Raw genomic sequence first — 18,508 nt, 5'->3', positions numbered from 1 at the left:
AGCGAATGACTCTTAGCCTACGGAATTTTATCTTATTATAACTTTAATAATTAATAAAACTAATGAGTCAAAAAATTAGAATTAAATTGAAATCTTACGACCACAACTTGGTTGACAAGTCAGCTGAGAAGATTGTAAGAACGGTGAAGGCAACGGGTGCCATCGTTAGCGGCCCGATTCCTCTCCCTACGCACAAGCGTATCTTTACTGTGAACCGTTCGACTTTCGTAAACAAGAAGTCACGTGAACAGTTTGAACTCTCTTCTTATAAGAGACTGATCGACATCTATAGCTCAACAGCTAAGACTGTAGACGCTCTGATGAAGTTGGAGTTACCGAGTGGTGTGGAAGTAGAAATCAAAGTTTAGTATTTTAAATTTTAAGTGAAATGCCAGGATTATTAGGAAAAAAAATCGGAATGACATCCGTTTTCAGTGCCGAGGGTAAGAATGTACCATGCACTGTTATCGAAGCAGGTCCTTGTGTTGTTACTCAGGTTAAGAGTGTAGAAAAAGATGGTTATGCAGCTGTGCAGTTAGGCTTCCAGGACAAAAAAGAGAAGCATACTACAAAGCCGTTGATGGGCCACTTTAAGAAAGCTGGAGTAACTCCCAAGAAACACTTGGCTGAGTTCAAAGAATTTGAAACAGAGTTGAATCTGGGTGACACTGTTACCGTAGAATTGTTTAATGACGCAACTTTCGTTGACGTTATTGGTACCTCTAAGGGTAAGGGCTTCCAGGGTGTAGTTAAAAGACATGGCTTTGGCGGTGTAGGTCAGACTACTCACGGTCAGCATAACCGTGCTCGTAAGCCGGGTTCTATCGGTGCTTGTTCATACCCTGCAAAGGTATTCAAAGGAATGCGCATGGGTGGCCAACTTGGTGGTGACAGAGTGACTGTTCAAAACTTACAGGTATTAAAGGTTCTTCCGGATCACAACCTTCTTTTGATTAAGGGTTCTGTTCCCGGTTGCAAAGGTTCAATCGTAATAATTGAGAAATAATGGAAGTTAACGTATATAACATTAAAGGTGAAGACACTGGGAGAAAGGTTACGTTAAACGAATCTATCTTCGGAATTGAGCCCAACGACCACGCTATCTATTTGGACGTAAAGCAATTTATGGCTAATCAGCGTCAGGGTACACATAAATCAAAAGAAAGAAGTGAGATAAGTGGTTCTACCCGTAAAATCGGTCGTCAGAAAGGTGGCGGTGGTGCACGTCGTGGTGATATGAATTCGCCGGTACTTGTTGGTGGTGCTCGTGTTTTCGGTCCTAAACCGAGAGATTACTACTTCAAGTTGAATAAAAAAGTAAAGACATTAGCTCGTAAGTCGGCTTTGGCGTATAAAGCTCAGAATAATGCGGTTGTTATTGTTGAGGACTTCAATTTTGAGGCTCCGAAAACAAAGGAATTTGTTGCAATGATAAAAAACCTTAAAGTTTCTGACAAAAAGCTGCTTGTAATTTTACCGGAAGCAAATAAAAACGTATATTTGTCGGCTCGTAATGTGGAAAGTGCAAATGTACAGACTATCTCAGGATTAAATACTTACAGAGTATTGAATGCTGGGGTTGTTGTGTTTACTGAAAGCGCTCTTTCGGCTATTGACAATATCTTAATGTAAAAAGGAGGCTTAAATAATGGGAATTATTATTAAACCGTTAGTAACAGAGAAAATGACAGCAATTACAGATAAGACGAACAACCGTTTCGGCTTTATTGTGCGTCCTGAAGCTAACAAACTGGAAATTAAGAGTGAAGTTGAAGCCTTATATAACGTTACGGTAGTTGATGTGAATACAGTTAAGTATGCTGGCAAAAATAAGAGCCGTTATACAAAAGCAGGTATCATCAATGGTCGTACGAATGCTTATAAAAAAGCGATCGTTACGTTGAAAGAAGGGGATACTATTGATTTTTATAGCAATATTTAAAAGAAATGGCAGTACGTAAATTTAAGCCCACAACACCGGGGCAGAGACATAAAGTTATTGGTACCTATGAGGAAATTACTGCGCGGGTACCAGAAAAATCTCTTGTTTTTGGCAAGAAGTCTTCAGGTGGTCGTAACAATGAGGGTAAGATGACTATGCGCTACATCGGTGGCGGTCACAAGAAGATTATCAGAATTGTAGATTTCAAGAGAAATAAGGACGGTGTGCCTGCAGTGGTTAAAACAATCGAATACGATCCGAATCGTTCGGCTCGTATTGCTTTGTTGTTTTATGCAGATGGAGAAAAAAGATATATTATTGCTCCCAATGGATTGCAAGTAGGTGCGACTTTGATGTCAGGTGAAACTGCAGCTCCGGAAATCGGAAATGCACTTCCTCTTCAGAATATTCCGGTTGGTACCGTAATTCATAATATTGAATTACGTCCGGGCCAGGGTGCAGCTTTGGTTCGCTCAGCAGGTAATTTCGCTCAGTTGACTTCAAGAGAAGGAAAATATTGTGTTATCAAATTGCCTTCAGGTGAAGTTAGACAAATACTTAGCACTTGTAAAGCTACTATCGGTAGTGTTGGTAACTCAGATCATGGATTGGAAAGTTCAGGTAAGGCTGGACGCTCTCGTTGGATGGGCCGTCGCCCGCGTAACCGTGGTGTTGTAATGAACCCGGTTGATCACCCGATGGGTGGTGGTGAAGGACGTGCTTCAGGAGGACACCCAAGATCTCGTAAGGGATTGTATGCTAAGGGACTTAAGACTAGAGCTCCGAAGAAACAATCGTCTAAGTATATTATTGAGAGAAGAAAGAAGTAATCTGATTAATTGAGTAAACTATGAGTCGTTCATTAAAAAAAGGTCCGTATATAAACGTTAAGCTTGAGAAGAGAGTTCTTGCTATGAATGAATCAGGCAAGAAAGTTGTTGTTAAGACTTGGGCCAGAGCTTCAATGATTTCGCCTGATTTCGTAGGCCATACAGTTGCAGTTCATAACGGAAATAAATTTATTCCTGTATACGTTACCGAAAATATGGTAGGTCACAAGTTGGGCGAATTTGCTCCAACTCGTACTTTCAGAGGACACGCTGGTAACAAGAAAAGATAACAGGATTAATCTGAAATAATAAAGTATAAATATAATGGGAGCAAGAAAAAAAATATCGGCTGATAAAAGAAAAGAAGCCCTTAAAACCATGTATTTTGCAAAGTTGCAGAATGTTCCTACTTCCCCTCGTAAGATGCGTCTCGTGGCTGACATGATCCGCGGGATGGAAGTGAACAGAGCACTTGGCGTTTTGAAGTTTTCTTCAAAAGAAGCAGCTGCCAGAGTTGAGAAATTACTGCGCTCTGCAATTGCTAACTGGGAGCAGAAAAACGAACGTAAAGCTGAAAGTGGTGAATTATTTGTAACAAAGATTTTTGTTGATGGTGGCGCTACACTCAAGAGAATGAGACCGGCTCCGCAGGGAAGAGGTTACAGAATTCGTAAACGTTCAAATCACGTAACGTTGTTCGTTGGTTCTAAAAGTAATAACGAAGATCAAAATTAAGGTAAATGGGACAAAAAGTTAATCCAATAAGCAACCGTTTAGGAATTATCAGAGGATGGGATTCCAATTGGTATGGTGGAAATAATTACGGCGATTCTCTGCTGGAAGACAGCAAGATTCGTAAATATCTGAACGCTAGACTTGCAAAAGCCAGTGTATCAAGAATCGTAATTGAACGTACACTGAAACTCGTGACTATTACCGTTTGCACTGCACGTCCGGGTATTATTATCGGTAAAGGTGGCCAGGAAGTTGATAAGTTGAAAGAAGAGTTGAAGAAGGTTACCGATAAGGATATTCAGATCAATATCTTCGAAGTGAAAAGACCTGAGTTGGATGCTGTTATTGTTGCAAATAACATCGCTCGTCAGGTAGAGGGAAAGATTGCCTATCGCCGTGCCATTAAGATGGCTATCGCTAATACTATGCGTATGGGTGCTGAAGGTATCAAAATTCAGATTTCAGGACGTTTGAATGGAGCTGAAATGGCTCGTTCTGAAATGTATAAGGAAGGAAGAACTCCGTTGCACACTTTCAGAGCAGACATTGACTACTGTCATGCAGAAGCATTGACTAAGGTTGGTCTTCTCGGTATTAAAGTTTGGATTTGTAGAGGTGAAGTATTTGGTAAGAGAGAATTAGCTCCGAACTTTACTCAAAGCAAAGAAAGTGGTCGTGGAAGCAATAGCGGAAACAATAGCGGAAAGAACTTCAAAAGAAAGAAAAATAATCGCTAAACGAATTTGAATTTTAGGAATTATGTTACAACCGAAAAAGACAAAATTCAGAAGACAACAAAAAGGCCGTCAAAAAGGTATTGCCCAAAGAGGTAACCAGTTGGCTTTCGGCTCTTTTGGAATTAAGGCTTTGGAAACAAAATGGATTACAGGCCGTCAGATCGAAGCTGCTCGTATTGCAGTGACAAGATATATGCAACGTCAAGGACAAATTTGGATTCGTATTTTTCCGGATAAACCTATTACCAGAAAGCCTGCCGATGTACGTATGGGTAAAGGTAAAGGTGCTCCAGAGGGCTTTGTTGCTCCTGTAACGCCGGGAAGAATTATTATCGAAGCTGAAGGAGTATCTTATGAAATCGCAAAAGAAGCTTTGCGCTTGGCTGCACAGAAGCTTCCTATTACAACGAAGTTTGTTGTAAGACGTGATTATGATATTCAAAATCAAAATGCGTAAGGGATATGAAAATAGCAGAAATTAAAGAAATGCCTACCAATGACTTGGTAGAAAGAGTAGAGGCAGAAGTGACGAATTACAACCAGATGGTTTTAAATCATTCTATTTCTCCTTTGGATAATCCTGCTCAAATCAAACAATTACGCAGGACTATTGCGCGTATGAAGACAGAATTACGCCAAAGAGAACTTAACAATAAATGATGAGTTTGATGGAAGCAAGAAATTTAAGAAAAGAAAGAACTGGGGTTGTGCTGAGCAATAAAATGGATAAAACCATCACAGTGGCAGCTAAATTTAAGGAAAAACACCCCATATATGGCAAGTTCGTTAGCAAGACGAAGAAGTACCATGCTCATGATGAAAAGAATGAGTGCAATATCGGTGATACTGTACACATCATGGAAACTCGTCCTTTGAGCAAGACTAAGAGATGGAGATTAGTAGAAATAATTGAAAGAGCGAAGTAATTATGATACAAGTAGAATCCAGACTTATAGTATGTGATAATAGTGGAGCAAAAGAGGCTCTCTGTATTCGCGTTTTAGGCGGTACAGGTCGTCGTTATGCTTCTGTTGGGGACGTGATTGTTGTTTCAGTGAAGAGCGTTATCCCTTCAAGTGATATTAAAAAAGGTGCAGTGTCTAAAGCTTTGATCGTACGTACTAAGAAAGAAATCCGTCGTGCTGATGGTTCTTATATACGTTTTGATGATAATGCTTGCGTGTTGTTGAACAATGCAGGTGAGATTAGAGGTAGTCGTATTTTCGGTCCGGTAGCAAGAGAACTTCGTGCTACTAACATGAAAGTTGTGTCACTCGCCCCTGAAGTACTTTAATTTTGTAAAAGATTTAAGTAATGAGTAAACTACATATTAAAAAAGGCGATACAGTTTACGTAAACGCTGGTGAAGACAAAGGTAAAACTGGTCGCGTATTGAAGGTTCTTGTTAAAGAAGGTCGTGCAATTGTTGAGGGTATCAATATGGTATCTAAGAGCACTAAACCAAACGCAAAGAACCCGCAAGGTGGTATTGTGAAGCAGGAAGCTTCTATCCACATTTCTAACTTGAATCCGGTTGATCCAAAAACTGGTAAAGCAACGCGTGTTGGTAGAAAAGAAAGTTCTGATGGAACTTTAGTGCGTTATTCTAAAAAATCAGGAGAGGAGATTAAGTAATGAGTAATACTGCTAGTCTTAAGAAAGAATATGCAGAGCGTATTGCGCCTGCGTTGAAATCACAGTTCCAGTATTCTTCTGCAATGCAGATACCCGTACTTAAGAAGATTGTTATCAATCAGGGTTTAGGTATGGCAGTTGCCGACAAGAAGATTATTGAGGTTGCAATTAATGAGATGACCGCTATTACAGGCCAAAAAGCTGTAGCAACGATTTCTCGTAAAGATATCGCAAACTTTAAGTTGCGTAAGAAAATGCCTATTGGTGTGATGGTAACTTTGCGTCGTGAAAGAATGTACGAATTTCTTGAAAAATTAGTTCGTGTAGCTCTTCCTCGTATCCGTGACTTCAAGGGTATTGAAAGTAAGTTTGATGGAAAGGGTAATTATACTCTTGGTATTCAGGAACAAATCATTTTCCCTGAAATTAATATCGATAGTATTACCAGAATTCTCGGAATGAATATTACCTTTGTAACCTCTGCGGAAACAGATGAAGAAGGTTATGCCTTGTTGAAAGAATTCGGTTTACCGTTTAAAAACGCTAAAAAAGATTGATAAGTTATGGCAAAGGAATCAATGAAGGCACGTGAAGTAAGACGTGCTAAATTAGTAGCCAAATATGCCGAGAAGAGAGCTGCACTGAAGCAAATCGTTAGAACTGGTGATCCTGCTGAAGCTTTTGAAGCTGCACAAAAATTGCAAGATCTGCCAAAGAATTCTAATCCGATTCGTATGCATAACCGTTGCAAATTGACTGGTCGTCCTAAAGGATATATCCGTCAGTTTGGTATCTCCAGAATTCAGTTCCGTGAGATGGCTTCTAACGGTCTTATTCCCGGTATTAAGAAAGCAAGCTGGTAATTTTTGTTTTAAATATTGTCAGGGTAGTCCTGATTAATTTAATTTTTATTATATGACTGATCCAATAGCAGATTATTTGACGAGGTTGCGGAACGCTATTCAAGCAAAGCACAGAGTAGTAGAAGTTCCCGCTTCAAATTTGAAAAAAGAAATCACTAAGATTCTTTTTGAGAAAGGCTACATTCTTAACTATAAGTTTGTAGAAGATGGTCCTCAAGGTACAATTAAAGTTGCCTTGAAGTATGATCCGGTTAATAAAGTGAACGCAATCAAGAAACTGGAAAGAATCTCCTCTCCGGGCTTGCGTCAGTATACCGGTTATAAGGACATGCCGCGAGTTATTAATGGTTTGGGTATTGCTATAATATCTACTTCCAAAGGTGTAATGACCAACAAAGAAGCCGCTGAACTGAAGATTGGTGGTGAAGTATTGTGTTATGTATATTAATAGGAGGAATTAGCAATGTCAAGAATAGGAAAATTACCCATTAGTATTCCCGCTGGAGTAACAGTTACTCTGAAAGAAAATGTGGTTACCGTGAAGGGACCAAAAGGCGAACTTAGCCAATATGTAAATCCTGCTATCAATGTTGTCATCGAAGATGGTCATGTGACTTTGAGTGAGAATGAAAATGCAATGTTAGATAATCCTAAGCAAAAGCATGCATTCCATGGTTTATACCGCTCTTTGGTTCACAACATGGTTGTTGGTGTATCTGAAGGATATAAAAAGGAGTTGGAACTTGTAGGTGTAGGTTATCGTGCTTCTAACCAAGGTAATATCATTGAATTATCTTTGGGATATACGCACAACATCTTCATACAGTTGCCTTCTGAAGTTAAAGTAGAGACAAAATCTGAAAGAAATAAGAATCCTCTTATCATTTTGGAGTCTTGCGATAAACAATTGCTGGGTCAAGTTTGCTCTAAGATACGTTCTTTCCGTAAGCCCGAACCGTATAAAGGTAAAGGTATTAAGTTTGTTGGTGAAGAAATTCGTAGAAAGTCTGGTAAATCTGCCGGCGCTAAGTAATTTACATAAAATTAGAATGTTATGACAACAAAAATAGAAAGACGAATTAAGATCAAATATAGAGTACGCAATAGAATTTCAGGTACTGCTGAACGTCCGCGTATGAGTGTATTTAGAAGCAATAAGCAAATCTATGTTCAGCTTATCGACGATTTAGGCGGTAAGACTTTGGCTGCTGCTTCTTCTTTGGGTATGACTGAAAAGTTGCCAAAGAAGGAACAGGCTGCAAAGGTTGGAGAATTGATTGCTAAGAAGGCTCAGGAAGCAGGTATTACTACTGTTGTTTTCGACCGTAATGGTTACTTGTATCATGGGAGAGTAAAAGAAGTGGCTGATGCTGCTCGTAACGGTGGACTTAAATTTTAATCATTATGGCAATTAATAATAGAGTTAAGATTACAAACGATATAGAACTGAAAGACCGTTTGGTTGCTATTAATCGTGTAACCAAAGTGACCAAAGGTGGTAGAACTTTTAGTTTCTCTGCAATTGTTGTTGTAGGTAACGAAGAAGGAATTATCGGTTGGGGTCTTGGTAAAGCTGGTGAAGTTACCGCAGCTATTGCTAAAGGTGTTGAGTCAGCTAAGAAGAACCTGACAAAGGTACCTGTGTTGAAAGGTACTGTTCCTCACGAACAGTCTGCTAAGTTTGGTGGTGCGGAAGTATTCATTAAACCGGCTTCTCATGGTACTGGTGTAGTTGCAGGTGGTGCAATGCGTGCTGTACTTGAAAGTGTTGGTATTACAGATGTTTTGGCTAAGTCAAAAGGATCTTCTAATCCGCACAACTTGGTGAAAGCTACTATCTTGGCGTTGGGTGAAATGCGTGATGCACGTATGGTTGCTCAAAACAGAGGAATTAGTATTGAAAAAGTATTTAGAGGATAAGGAGGAATATATGTCGACTATAAAGGTTAAACAGATTAAAAGTAGAATTGGTGCTCCGGCTGATCAGAAAAGAACTCTCGATGCACTGGGACTTCGTAAGTTGAATCGTGTGGTTGAACACGAGTGTACTCCTTCAATTCTTGGAATGGTGGATAAGGTTAAACACTTGGTTACCATTGTTAAGTAATTATTTGTTGAATATAAAACGAATTACAATATGAACTTAAGTAATTTAAAACCTGCAGAAGGATCTACTAAAACAAGAAAGAGAATTGGACGTGGTCCGGGTTCTGGCTTGGGAGGTACTTCTACCAGAGGTCATAAGGGAGCTAAATCAAGATCTGGTTATTCTAAGAAGATCGGTTTTGAGGGTGGCCAGATGCCTCTTCAACGTCGTGTTCCTAAATTCGGTTTTAAGAACATTAATCGTGTAGAGTATAAGGCTATCAATTTGGATACAATTCAGAAACTCGCTGAAGCTAAGAAGTTAGAATCAGTTGGTATTAATGACTTTATCGCTGCTGGCTTTATTTCTTCAAATCAGTTGGTAAAAGTATTAGGTAATGGAACTTTGACTACAAAGTTGGATGTGCAAGCTCATGCATTCTCTAAGACTGCTGTTGCTGCCATCGAAGCTGCTGGTGGAAGTGTAGTAAAACTCTAATTCGATGAGAAAAGCTATTGAAACATTAAAGAATATATGGAAAATTGAGGATCTGAGACAACGGATCCTCATTACCATATTGTTTGTGGCAATCTACCGATTCGGCTCATATGTCGTATTGCCTGGTATTAACCCGGCTATGCTGACACAATTGCATCAACAAACAAGCGAGGGCCTCTTAGCCTTATTAAACATGTTTTCGGGAGGAGCATTCTCTAATGCATCTATTTTTGCATTAGGAATTATGCCTTATATCTCTGCTTCAATCGTTATTCAGTTGTTGGGAATTGCGGTTCCGTATTTCCAGAAACTTCAGCGTGAAGGTGAGAGTGGTAGAAGAAAAATGAATCAATATACTCGTTATTTGACGATTATCATTTTGCTGGTTCAGGCTCCTTCTTATTTGCTCAATCTTAAAATGCAGGCCGGTCCTTCCTTAAATGCTTCATTAGATTGGACTCTGTTCATGGTTACCTCTACCATTATTTTGGCAGCTGGTAGTATGTTTATTTTGTGGCTTGGTGAGAGAATCACTGATAAGGGTATCGGTAATGGTATTTCATTTATCATCTTAATCGGTATTATCGCTCGTTTGCCTCAGTCTTTATTCCAGGAATTGATTTCCCGTATGACTGATAAGACAGGTGGTTTGGTTATGTTCTTAATTGAAATCGTATTCCTATTGCTGGTAATTGCAGCTGCAATTTTGTTGGTGCAAGGTACAAGAAAAATTCCTGTACAATACGCTAAAAGAATTGTTGGCAACAAACAATATGGTGGTGCAAGACAGTACATTCCGTTGAAAGTGAATGCTGCTGGTGTAATGCCTATCATCTTTGCTCAGGCAATTATGTTTATTCCTATAACCTTTATTGGTTTTTCAAATGTAGATCATGTGAGCGGTTTTGTGCGTGCATTTACTGATCATACAAGCTTCTGGTATAATTTCGTATTTGCAATAATGATTATACTGTTTACGTATTTTTATACTGCGATTACGATTAACCCGACTCAGATGGCTGAGGATATGAAGAGAAATAATGGTTTCATTCCGGGTATCAAACCAGGAAAGAAGACAGCTGAGTATATTGATGATATTATGTCTCGTATTACATTACCTGGTTCTTTCTTTTTGGCATTGGTAGCTATTATGCCTGCATTTGCCGGTATTTTTGGTGTGAAAGCTGAATTTGCTCAATTCTTTGGTGGTACATCTTTGTTAATTCTTGTAGGTGTAGTTCTTGATACACTTCAGCAGATTGAAAGTCATTTGTTGATGAGACACTATGATGGTCTGTTGAAATCAGGTCGTATTAAGGGACGTAGCAACGTAGCTGCATATTAATCTTTTAGAAGATGATATTTCTTAAAACGGAAGATGAAATAGAGCTGCTCCGTGAGAGTAATTTGCTTGTCGGAAAGACATTGGCTGAAGTTGCAAAACTGGTAAAGCCGGGAGTTACTACAAAAGAGCTGGACAAAGTAGCGGAAGAGTTTATCAGAGATCATGGTGCTGTTCCTACTTTTAAGGGTTTTCCAAATCAATATGGTGATCCATTTCCAGCTTCGTTATGTACATCGGTTAATGAACAGGTGGTACATGGTATTCCTGGAGATATAGTACTGAAAGAAGGTGATATTGTATCGGTTGATTGTGGTACTTATATGAATGGTTTTTGTGGCGATTCTGCCTATACATTTTGTGTAGGAGAAGTAGATGAGGAAATTCGCAAATTACTGAAAGTTACTAAAGAGGCATTATACATCGGAATAGAAAATGCTGTTCAAGGAAAGCGGTTGGGTGATATCGGATATGCAATACAACAACATTGTGAGTCCAATTCATACGGTGTAGTGCGTGAATTTGTTGGTCATGGTATTGGCAAAGAGATGCATGAAGATCCTCAAGTTCCTAATTATGGAAAACGTGGTTATGGAACAATTTTGAAGAAAGGTCTTTGTATAGCTATTGAACCGATGATTACGCAAGGTGGTCGCCAAATAGTAATGGAGCGTGATGGCTGGACGGTGAGAACAAAAGATCGGAAGTGCGCAGCTCATTTTGAGCATACGGTGGCTGTAGGAGCCGGCAAAGCTGATATTTTATCATCGTTTGAATTCATAGAAGAAGTATTAGGAGATAAAGCAATTTAAAAATTAAATATGGCTAAGCAATCTGCAATAGAACAAGATGGAGTTATAGTTGAAGCATTGTCTAATGCAATGTTTCGTGTTGAATTAGAAAACGGACATGAGATTACTGCGCATATTTCCGGTAAGATGCGAATGCATTACATTAAAATCCTGCCGGGTGATAAAGTAAGAGTCGAAATGTCTCCTTACGATTTATCGAAAGGAAGAATTGTATTTAGATATAAATAAAATTAAGATATGAAAGTAAGAGCATCTTTAAAGAAACGTACGCCAGAATGTAAGATCGTTAGACGCAATGGCCGTTTGTATGTTATTAACAAGAAAAATCCTAAGTATAAACAACGTCAAGGATAATATTATTATTTTTGCAAAAAAAATAATTTAGTATATGGCTATAAGAATAGTTGGTGTCGATTTGCCTCAAAATAAGAGAGGTGAAGTTGCGTTGACCTATATCTATGGAATAGGTCGTAGTAGTTCAGCAAAGATTTTAGATAAAGCTGGTGTAGATAAAGACCTGAAAGTGAAAGACTGGACGGACGATCAAGCTGCCAAGATTCGTGAGATCATTGGTGCAGAATTTAAAGTAGAAGGTGATCTTCGCTCGGAAGTTCAATTGAATATCAAACGTTTAATGGATATTGGTTGTTACCGTGGTGTACGTCATCGTATCGGTTTGCCTGTAAGAGGTCAGAGCACGAAGAATAACGCTCGTACTCGTAAGGGTAGAAAGAAAACCGTTGCAAATAAGAAAAAAGCTACTAAATAATAATTGTTGATATGGCAAAAAAAACAGTTGCAGCAAAGAAGAGAAATGTGAAAGTTGACGCTAATGGACAGTTGCATGTTCATTCATCTTTCAACAATATTATTGTTTCTCTCGCAAACAGTGAAGGGCAGATTATTTCTTGGTCATCTGCCGGTAAAATGGGATTTAGAGGTTCTAAAAAGAATACTCCTTATGCAGCACAGATGGCTGCCCAGGATTGTGCAAAGATTGCATTTGATCTTGGCCTGAGAAAGGTAAAAGCATATGTGAAAGGTCCAGGTAACGGACGTGAGTCTGCTATTAGAACTATCCACGGTGCAGGTATCGAGGTTACTGAAATCATTGACGTAACTCCGCTTCCACATAATGGTTGTCGTCCTCCGAAAAGACGTAGAGTTTAAGATTTACCTTTAATAAAAATGATCTTGATTTTGTTATTGGATTACATTAATTTCTCTCTGTAATCGCGGCTGCAACAAATTGAGTTCATGAATAAACAATTAAAATTTAAAAGAAATGGCTAGATATACTGGACCAAAATCAAGAATAGCCCGTAAATTCGGTGAAGGCATCTTTGGAGCAGATAAAGTTTTGTCTAAGAAAAACTATCCTCCCGGACAGCACGGCAATTCAAGAAAAAGAAAAACTTCAGAATATGGTGTTCAACTTCGTGAGAAACAGAAAGCCAAATACACCTATGGAGTTTTAGAGAAACAATTCCGTAACTTGTTTGAAAAGGCAGCTACAGCAAAAGGTATTACCGGTGAGGTACTTCTTCAACTGTTGGAAGGCCGTCTTGATAATGTAGTATTCCGTTTGGGTATTGCTCCTACTCGTGCAGCTGCTCGTCAGTTGGTGGGTCATAAGCATATTACTGTGGATGGTGAAGTGGTAAATATCCCTTCATTTGCGGTAAAACCGGGTCAGGTGATTGGTGTTCGCGAAAGATCTAAATCTTTGGAAGTAATTGCTAATTCACTGGCTGGTTTTAATCACAGCAAGTATCCTTGGTTGGAATGGGATGATAACTCAAAGGTAGGCAAATTGCTGCATGTACCTGAAAGAGCAGACATTCCTGAAAACATTAAAGAGCATTTGATCGTAGAATTGTATTCTAAATAAAAATAATTAATTTCATGGCGATATTAGCATTTCAAAAACCTGATAAAGTATTAATGTTGGAAGCGGACTCTCGATTCGGTAAATTCGAATTTCGTCCGTTGGAGCCCGGTTTCGGTATTACCGTTGGTAATGCACTGCGCCGCATCCTGCTTTCGTCATTGGAGGGTTTTGCTATCACTACTATCAAGATAGATGGTGTTGAGCACGAATTCTCTAGTGTTCCGGGAGTTAAAGAGGATGTTACTAACATTATCTTGAATCTGAAACAGGTGAGATTCAAGCAAGTAGTTGAAGAGTTTGAGAGTGAGAAAGTAAGTATCACAATCGAAAATTCTAGTGAATTTAAAGCAGGTGACATAGGTAAGTATTTGACTGGATTTGAAGTGTTAAATCCTGAATTGGTTATTTGTCATTTAGATTCTAAAGCAACAATGCAGATCGATATTACGATTAATAAGGGTCGTGGTTATGTTCCGGCTGATGAAAACCGCGAATATTGCACAGATGTTAACGTAATTCCTATCGATTCCATTTATACCCCGATACGTAATGTGAAGTACCAGATTGAGCAGTTCCGTGTTGAACAAAAGACAGACTACGATAAATTGGTACTTGAGATTACTACCGATGGTTCCATTCATCCGAAGGAAGCACTGAAAGAAGCTGCAAAGATTTTGATTTATCACTTCATGCTCTTCTCTGATGAGAAGATTACATTGGAAAGCAATGACGTGGATGGTAATGAAGAATTTGATGAAGAAGTATTGCATATGCGTCAATTGTTGAAAACTAAACTCGTTGATATGGACTTATCGGTTCGTGCCCTCAACTGCTTGAAGGCTGCCGATGTAGAAACGCTGGGCGACTTAGTACAGTTCAACAAGACGGATTTACTGAAATTCAGAAACTTCGGAAAGAAATCGCTTACTGAGCTTGATGATTTGCTGGAAAGTCTGAATCTTTCGTTTGGAACCGATATTTCTAAATATAAATTAGATAAAGAATAAAAAATGAGACATAATAAGAAATTCAACCATTTAGGTCGTACTGCTTCTCATAGAAACGCTATGTTGTCTAACATGGCATGTTCTTTGATTAAGCACAAAAGAATCACTACGACTGTTGCAAAGGCTAAAGCTCTGAAGAAGTTCGTTGAGCCTTTGATTACGAAATCAAAGGATGACACGACTAACTCTCGTCGTGTTGTGTTCAGCAATTTGCAGGATAAGCAAGTTGTAACAGAACTGTTCAAGGAAATTTCAGTGAAGATTGCTGACCGTCCGGGTGGCTATACTCGTATCATCAAGACAGGACACCGTCTGGGTGATAACGCAGAAATGTGCTTCATTGAACTCGTTGACTACAACGAAAATATGGCTAAGGAAAAAGTTGCTAAGAAAGCTACTCGTACCCGCCGTTCTAAGAAAACTGCTACAGAGGCAGCAGCTCCGGTTGCTGAAGCACCGGCAGTTGAAGAAGCAAAGGCTGAAGAAGCTAAAGCTGAATAAATCGACTATTCTTTTCGATATAAAAGCCATCTCCTGCAAAGGGGGATGGCTTTTTTGTTTTCCACATGTTTTTCTATACTTTGTTTCTCATTTAGGCTTTCTGTCCTGTTGCTAAACTTCTTGCCAAAAGGTGATTTGTCTGCAAACTGTGCTCTGATAACCACAGATTTTACTTTTAATCTCTGTATGAAGTTGCTTACGAGGCTCTTGTGAGGAATAAAGATATATCTTTCCTAAACATTCATTAAAAGGTTCTTATTTTAAACAATTGAATGAAACAAACTGTTATCTTTGCAAATAGATATGGCAAAGTTTTTAAAATTGATATTGATCCTGGTTCTTGCAACTGCCTTTTGGGGAAGCGTGAGCGATACATTTACTGCATCAGTAGATGGAACGACTATTGTCTCTCAAAGAGCTGCGGGAGAAGACGGGAATATGCAGAGAAATGATGTCCGGCAAGGAAGTTATATTCCGGCTCCGCAATTGCCATATTTATCTGATGCGGAGATTGCAAGTTCCGGTGGAGCTACACAGTTGCTCACGTTTTCGCGTGCGCAGCGTTCATATACAACCGAATTCATACTTTCATTGAAAGATGTAGTAGAGCGATTGGCTCATCGTGATGGTGCATTATCATTGCAACGCTCGAAGTTGTTCGATACTACTGCTTTCTATCGTTGCCAACCTGCGTGTGAATATTATGTGTTTACGCTCAGGAGAATTATCATTTAGACGTTTGAATGAATCAATTTCTTTTTTACCTTTTGTAACCATTGGCTTACATTAGGTGACTATTTTTATTAGTTAAACTTTTATTCATTTCAAAACGATTTAAATTATGGCAACTCAAGCAATTGATGCAACAATCTTTGCATCTACACACCCTGATATTGTAAAACGTACAAGTATTTCCGGACTTATTTTCTCGGCAGTTATGTTACTGTTAGGCATCCTCGTGTTTGTATCCACTTTTGAAGTAACTGATCGATCGTCTACGCTCAGTATGTTACTGATGGTGCTGGGAACGGCATTTTTTCTATTAGGGATATTCCGTTTATTCTGGAAATCAAAGGAAGTGGTCTATCTCCCCACTGGCAGCGTTACGAAAGAGCGTAGCATTTTCTTTGATTTGAAACACATGGGCAAGCTGAAAGAAATGATTGAAAAGGGTCATCTTACGCTTGAAGATGGTGTCAAGAGTGAAGGAAGTGGTAATGTGCGTATGGATGTTATACTTTCGCAAGATAATAAATTTGCAGCTGTTCAGTTGTTCCAATTTGTGCCTTATACGTACACACCGGTGACTTCCGTGCATTATTACACGGGTAATGATGCAGCGACTGTATCGGCTTTCTTGTCGAAGTGTAAAGTGAACTAGCCTATAGGCTTTTACTGGACTTAACTTTAAGTTAGTGGGGATTAGTCGGTGACGGCTATCCCCATTTTTTTCATCAGGAAGCAAGCATTCATATTCTGGGCTACCCCTTCGCGCAGACGATATGAGAAAGTGAGTTCATTGTCGGTAATGTCGGCTTCGAAACGATAGTTGCGTATATCGGTAGGGAAGATCTCGGCAAGGGTACCAAGCATCAAGTCGTGAGTGGCGATGATGCCGTTTGCCTGTAAAGTCATGAATTGCTTGATGAGAGCGAGAGAACCTTTTTGCTTATCTGTGGAGTTGGTCCCTTTTAAAATTTCGTCGAGGATGATGAATAATTCCTCACCGGCTTGCAGTTTGTCGATAATAAGTTTCAGCCGTTTGAGTTCGGCGAAGAAATAAGATTCGTTGTCGGTCAGAGAGTCACTGGTACGCAGGCTGGTGATGAGACGGGCAGGATATAGTTCCATTTGCCGGGTACAGGTAGGCGCTCCGATGCAGGCTAACAAATAGTTGATGCCTACCGTGCGGAGATATGTACTTTTGCCTGCCATATTGGCGCCGGTAATGATGATAAAGAAAGGATGTTTCTCTATGTCGATGTCGTTGCGCACACATTTGTCGCGGTTCATTAGCGGATGTCCCATATCTTCGGCGCGGAGGCAGAAAGAACGGGTGGCGATGACAGGGTAAGAGTAGTCCGGATGGTTGTAGGCAAAAGTCGCCAGTGAGCATAACGCATCCATGTGGGCGATAGCTGTCAGCCAATGGGGCAATTCCGAAGCATACTGTTCTTTCCATCCTTCGATGCGCATGATCTGTCGGATTTCCCAGAAGAAGAGACCGTTGAGAATGGCATACATGAAAGCATTGTTTCGTTGGTCGAGTTCGTCCATTAGTTTGCTTAGTCGTTGGATGGAGTGGGAGGCTGTCTGTTTTTCGCCGCCAATCCACGTTTTTACTTCGTTTAATACATGGCTTTTCACCGGTTGGTTTTCTATAAGGCGGAGCAGATTGGCATACGTTGCCAGTATTTGCAGTTTCTTGCCATACACTGCTTGCATCTTGGTGATTCTGCCGGTGAAACTGAAACTAGCGAATACAAAACATACCCATACGGCTCCACAAACACTGGCCGGAATGATGTCTGCAATTGCAAGTGCAATGCACACTGCATTTGTTCCACCGACTAACCAAGGCAACATGCGGAAAAACAGGCTCTTCCGGAAGATGCTCGGACTTTTGGCCCATGCTTTGAGTTCATTTTCGTCGGCCGCTTTTCCTTTATGCAGTAATCCCAGGATGCGAAATTCCTGTCTGAATTCCAGGAGCGGAGCCAGTTCACGGACAGCTTCCTGCCGGGCTTCTATGTCTGTTTTCTTCTCCAGATGTGTGCCCAACCAAGTGGCTAACAGGTTCTTACCAAGCTGTGTACACGTCCGGTTGATATATTGAAACAGAGAATGAGGTCCGAAGACATCCAAATCGAAACTATACAGATGTGCCGGGTCTACGAACTCGGCTCCATCCTCAAAGGATGACGTGTTATAATTCAGTGCGGCAAGCTCCTGTTCGTTGATTTCTATCTTCTTTTCCAGGTAGTCTTTCCAGTGGAACAGGCGGTTATGATACTTTATCAGCAGGATGAAAGGCAGAAGTGTTACGGCAATGACCCCTGTCAGCACTATCCAACCTGCCGACCAAAAATATATGATTCCCGCTACTCCGGCAACGAACAGCAGTAATCGGAGAGTACCTATGCGGTAAATCTTGTTTTGTACTTTATTCAGTTTCCGGCGCCCCTCTTCGGCAATATGCTGATAAGTGGCAGTTATCTCATTGATTGTGTTCATTATCTTCTTCTTTGCTTGCAAAGGTAAAACAAGCATAGATTATAACCAAATGCTTATCCAGCTTTCTCTTGTTGATATACTAATGAAGAACAGTCCATGTCATCCACCAAGGGATACTGCGGTTCCCATGAAGGGACACTGCGGTTCCCATGAAGGGACACTGCGGTTCCCATGAAGGGACACTCGCGTTTCCATGGTAGGAAACTGTCGTTCCCATAGTAGGAAACTCTCGTTCCCATGGTGGGAAACTGTCGTTCCTATGAGGGGGAACTATCATCCTCCTGTAAGGGATACGAGTGTATGATGTGTACTGGTTTTAGTTGACAACTTCGGTTGTTATGACTTAATAAGTTTACTCACTATAATTTAATTCCTAAAATTGTTTACTTCCAAGG

General features: G+C 39.9%; 34 protein-coding genes. 32 read left to right on the top strand and 2 right to left on the bottom strand.

Going from position 1 to position 18,508, the window contains the following annotated elements; translation table 11 throughout:
• Positions 1–62: 62 nt before the first annotated feature.
• From rpsJ to BUC01_RS21860, 32 genes are all read left to right on the top strand, one after another.
• Positions 63–368 carry a 30S ribosomal protein S10 gene (rpsJ, locus tag BUC01_RS22015; protein ID WP_002558075.1) on the top strand — a complete coding sequence of 102 codons (306 nt, stop codon included), beginning with the start codon at positions 63–65 and terminating at the stop codon, positions 366–368.
• A gap of 20 nt (positions 369–388) precedes the next feature.
• Positions 389–1,006: a 50S ribosomal protein L3 gene (rplC, locus tag BUC01_RS22010; RefSeq protein WP_007662140.1), complete on the top strand. Its 618-nt coding sequence runs from the start codon at positions 389–391 to the stop codon at positions 1,004–1,006.
• Entirely contained in the window at positions 1,006–1,632 is a 627-nt protein-coding gene (gene rplD, locus BUC01_RS22005; RefSeq protein WP_025834054.1) for a 50S ribosomal protein L4, read from the top strand. Before rplC ends, rplD begins: the two co-directional genes overlap by 1 nt.
• A 16-nt stretch (positions 1,633–1,648) precedes the next feature.
• Positions 1,649–1,942, top strand: a complete 294-nt coding sequence (rplW, locus tag BUC01_RS22000; RefSeq protein ID WP_073314894.1) for a 50S ribosomal protein L23 — start codon at positions 1,649–1,651, stop codon at positions 1,940–1,942.
• Between the two features lie 5 nt (positions 1,943–1,947).
• Positions 1,948–2,772, top strand: a complete 825-nt coding sequence (rplB, locus tag BUC01_RS21995; RefSeq protein ID WP_009132593.1) for a 50S ribosomal protein L2 — start codon at positions 1,948–1,950, stop codon at positions 2,770–2,772.
• A 20-nt stretch (positions 2,773–2,792) separates the two neighbouring features.
• Complete coding sequence (gene rpsS / locus BUC01_RS21990; RefSeq protein ID WP_025834053.1) at positions 2,793–3,062, top strand: 30S ribosomal protein S19; 270 nt, start codon at positions 2,793–2,795, stop codon at positions 3,060–3,062.
• Positions 3,063–3,096: 34 nt separating this feature from the next.
• On the top strand, positions 3,097–3,507 hold the full coding sequence (gene rplV / locus BUC01_RS21985) for a 50S ribosomal protein L22 (RefSeq protein ID WP_009125136.1): 411 nt from the start codon (positions 3,097–3,099) through the stop codon (positions 3,505–3,507).
• Positions 3,508–3,512: 5 nt separating this feature from the next.
• Complete coding sequence (gene rpsC / locus BUC01_RS21980) at positions 3,513–4,244, top strand: 30S ribosomal protein S3 (protein WP_025834050.1); 732 nt, start codon at positions 3,513–3,515, stop codon at positions 4,242–4,244.
• 22 nt (positions 4,245–4,266) lie between these two features.
• Complete coding sequence (gene rplP / locus BUC01_RS21975; RefSeq protein WP_007212073.1) at positions 4,267–4,701, top strand: 50S ribosomal protein L16; 435 nt, start codon at positions 4,267–4,269, stop codon at positions 4,699–4,701.
• Positions 4,702–4,706: 5 nt separating this feature from the next.
• Entirely contained in the window at positions 4,707–4,904 is a 198-nt protein-coding gene (gene rpmC, locus BUC01_RS21970) for a 50S ribosomal protein L29 (RefSeq protein WP_009132596.1), read from the top strand.
• Positions 4,901–5,170, top strand: a complete 270-nt coding sequence (gene rpsQ, locus BUC01_RS21965) for a 30S ribosomal protein S17 (protein ID WP_005825701.1) — start codon at positions 4,901–4,903, stop codon at positions 5,168–5,170. Before rpmC ends, rpsQ begins: the two co-directional genes overlap by 4 nt.
• Positions 5,171–5,172: 2 nt before the next feature.
• Positions 5,173–5,538: a 50S ribosomal protein L14 gene (gene rplN / locus BUC01_RS21960; protein WP_025834046.1), complete on the top strand. Its 366-nt coding sequence runs from the start codon at positions 5,173–5,175 to the stop codon at positions 5,536–5,538.
• 20 nt (positions 5,539–5,558) lie between these two features.
• Positions 5,559–5,879, top strand: a complete 321-nt coding sequence (gene rplX, locus BUC01_RS21955) for a 50S ribosomal protein L24 (protein ID WP_009132598.1) — start codon at positions 5,559–5,561, stop codon at positions 5,877–5,879.
• Complete coding sequence (gene rplE, locus BUC01_RS21950; protein WP_009132599.1) at positions 5,879–6,436, top strand: 50S ribosomal protein L5; 558 nt, start codon at positions 5,879–5,881, stop codon at positions 6,434–6,436. Before rplX ends, rplE begins: the two co-directional genes overlap by 1 nt.
• A gap of 6 nt (positions 6,437–6,442) precedes the next feature.
• Positions 6,443–6,742, top strand: a complete 300-nt coding sequence (rpsN, locus tag BUC01_RS21945; RefSeq protein WP_009132600.1) for a 30S ribosomal protein S14 — start codon at positions 6,443–6,445, stop codon at positions 6,740–6,742.
• Between the two features lie 52 nt (positions 6,743–6,794).
• Entirely contained in the window at positions 6,795–7,190 is a 396-nt protein-coding gene (gene rpsH / locus BUC01_RS21940) for a 30S ribosomal protein S8 (RefSeq protein WP_004291226.1), read from the top strand.
• Positions 7,191–7,205: 15 nt separating this feature from the next.
• Positions 7,206–7,775, top strand: a complete 570-nt coding sequence (rplF, locus tag BUC01_RS21935) for a 50S ribosomal protein L6 (RefSeq protein WP_025834042.1) — start codon at positions 7,206–7,208, stop codon at positions 7,773–7,775.
• Positions 7,776–7,796: 21 nt separating this feature from the next.
• Positions 7,797–8,141: a 50S ribosomal protein L18 gene (gene rplR / locus BUC01_RS21930; protein ID WP_025834040.1), complete on the top strand. Its 345-nt coding sequence runs from the start codon at positions 7,797–7,799 to the stop codon at positions 8,139–8,141.
• Between the two features lie 5 nt (positions 8,142–8,146).
• The gene (gene rpsE / locus BUC01_RS21925; protein WP_007212082.1) at positions 8,147–8,662 is read left to right on the top strand and encodes a 30S ribosomal protein S5; all 516 of its coding nucleotides are present in this window, start codon (positions 8,147–8,149) and stop codon (positions 8,660–8,662) included.
• A 10-nt stretch (positions 8,663–8,672) separates the two neighbouring features.
• Positions 8,673–8,849 carry a 50S ribosomal protein L30 gene (gene rpmD, locus BUC01_RS21920; RefSeq protein ID WP_007662165.1) on the top strand — a complete coding sequence of 59 codons (177 nt, stop codon included), beginning with the start codon at positions 8,673–8,675 and terminating at the stop codon, positions 8,847–8,849.
• A 30-nt stretch (positions 8,850–8,879) separates the two neighbouring features.
• Positions 8,880–9,326 (top strand): 50S ribosomal protein L15, encoded by a 447-nt coding sequence (gene rplO, locus BUC01_RS21915; RefSeq protein WP_007212084.1) that lies wholly within the window; start codon positions 8,880–8,882, stop codon positions 9,324–9,326.
• A gap of 4 nt (positions 9,327–9,330) precedes the next feature.
• Positions 9,331–10,671, top strand: a complete 1,341-nt coding sequence (gene secY, locus BUC01_RS21910) for a preprotein translocase subunit SecY (RefSeq protein WP_009132605.1) — start codon at positions 9,331–9,333, stop codon at positions 10,669–10,671.
• A gap of 11 nt (positions 10,672–10,682) precedes the next feature.
• Positions 10,683–11,480 carry a type I methionyl aminopeptidase gene (map, locus tag BUC01_RS21905; protein WP_025834035.1) on the top strand — a complete coding sequence of 266 codons (798 nt, stop codon included), beginning with the start codon at positions 10,683–10,685 and terminating at the stop codon, positions 11,478–11,480.
• A gap of 9 nt (positions 11,481–11,489) precedes the next feature.
• On the top strand, positions 11,490–11,708 hold the full coding sequence (infA, locus tag BUC01_RS21900; RefSeq protein WP_002558052.1) for a translation initiation factor IF-1: 219 nt from the start codon (positions 11,490–11,492) through the stop codon (positions 11,706–11,708).
• A gap of 9 nt (positions 11,709–11,717) precedes the next feature.
• Positions 11,718–11,834, top strand: a complete 117-nt coding sequence (gene ykgO, locus BUC01_RS21895) for a type B 50S ribosomal protein L36 (protein WP_002558051.1) — start codon at positions 11,718–11,720, stop codon at positions 11,832–11,834.
• A 34-nt stretch (positions 11,835–11,868) separates the two neighbouring features.
• Positions 11,869–12,249, top strand: a complete 381-nt coding sequence (rpsM, locus tag BUC01_RS21890; RefSeq protein ID WP_007212087.1) for a 30S ribosomal protein S13 — start codon at positions 11,869–11,871, stop codon at positions 12,247–12,249.
• A gap of 11 nt (positions 12,250–12,260) precedes the next feature.
• Positions 12,261–12,650, top strand: coding sequence for a 30S ribosomal protein S11 (rpsK, locus tag BUC01_RS21885; RefSeq protein WP_004296327.1), 390 nt, complete (start codon positions 12,261–12,263; stop codon positions 12,648–12,650).
• Between the two features lie 115 nt (positions 12,651–12,765).
• Positions 12,766–13,371, top strand: a complete 606-nt coding sequence (rpsD, locus tag BUC01_RS21880; RefSeq protein ID WP_025834031.1) for a 30S ribosomal protein S4 — start codon at positions 12,766–12,768, stop codon at positions 13,369–13,371.
• 14 nt (positions 13,372–13,385) lie between these two features.
• Positions 13,386–14,378: a DNA-directed RNA polymerase subunit alpha gene (locus tag BUC01_RS21875; RefSeq protein ID WP_025834029.1), complete on the top strand. Its 993-nt coding sequence runs from the start codon at positions 13,386–13,388 to the stop codon at positions 14,376–14,378.
• A gap of 3 nt (positions 14,379–14,381) precedes the next feature.
• Positions 14,382–14,879: a 50S ribosomal protein L17 gene (gene rplQ, locus BUC01_RS21870; RefSeq protein ID WP_025834027.1), complete on the top strand. Its 498-nt coding sequence runs from the start codon at positions 14,382–14,384 to the stop codon at positions 14,877–14,879.
• A gap of 303 nt (positions 14,880–15,182) precedes the next feature.
• Positions 15,183–15,614: a hypothetical protein gene (locus BUC01_RS21865; RefSeq protein WP_025834026.1), complete on the top strand. Its 432-nt coding sequence runs from the start codon at positions 15,183–15,185 to the stop codon at positions 15,612–15,614.
• 106 nt (positions 15,615–15,720) lie between these two features.
• Positions 15,721–16,260 carry a hypothetical protein gene (locus BUC01_RS21860; protein ID WP_025834024.1) on the top strand — a complete coding sequence of 180 codons (540 nt, stop codon included), beginning with the start codon at positions 15,721–15,723 and terminating at the stop codon, positions 16,258–16,260.
• A gap of 41 nt (positions 16,261–16,301) precedes the next feature.
• Here the strand turns inward: BUC01_RS21860 and BUC01_RS21855 are convergent, their stop codons facing one another.
• On the bottom strand, positions 16,302–18,113 hold the full coding sequence (locus BUC01_RS21855; protein ID WP_073314905.1) for a MutS family DNA mismatch repair protein: 1,812 nt from the start codon (positions 18,111–18,113) through the stop codon (positions 16,302–16,304).
• Positions 18,114–18,166: 53 nt separating this feature from the next.
• On the bottom strand, positions 18,167–18,352 hold the full coding sequence (locus BUC01_RS25295; protein WP_139261905.1) for a hypothetical protein: 186 nt from the start codon (positions 18,350–18,352) through the stop codon (positions 18,167–18,169).
• Positions 18,353–18,508 lie beyond the last annotated feature (156 nt).

Origin of the sequence: Bacteroides stercorirosoris, from assembly GCF_900142015.1 — a bacterium.
GTDB classification, from domain to species: Bacteria; Bacteroidota; Bacteroidia; order Bacteroidales; family Bacteroidaceae; genus Bacteroides; species Bacteroides stercorirosoris.
Note: the sequence above shows the minus strand (reverse complement) of the source record. Positions and strands in the feature narration are given on the sequence as shown.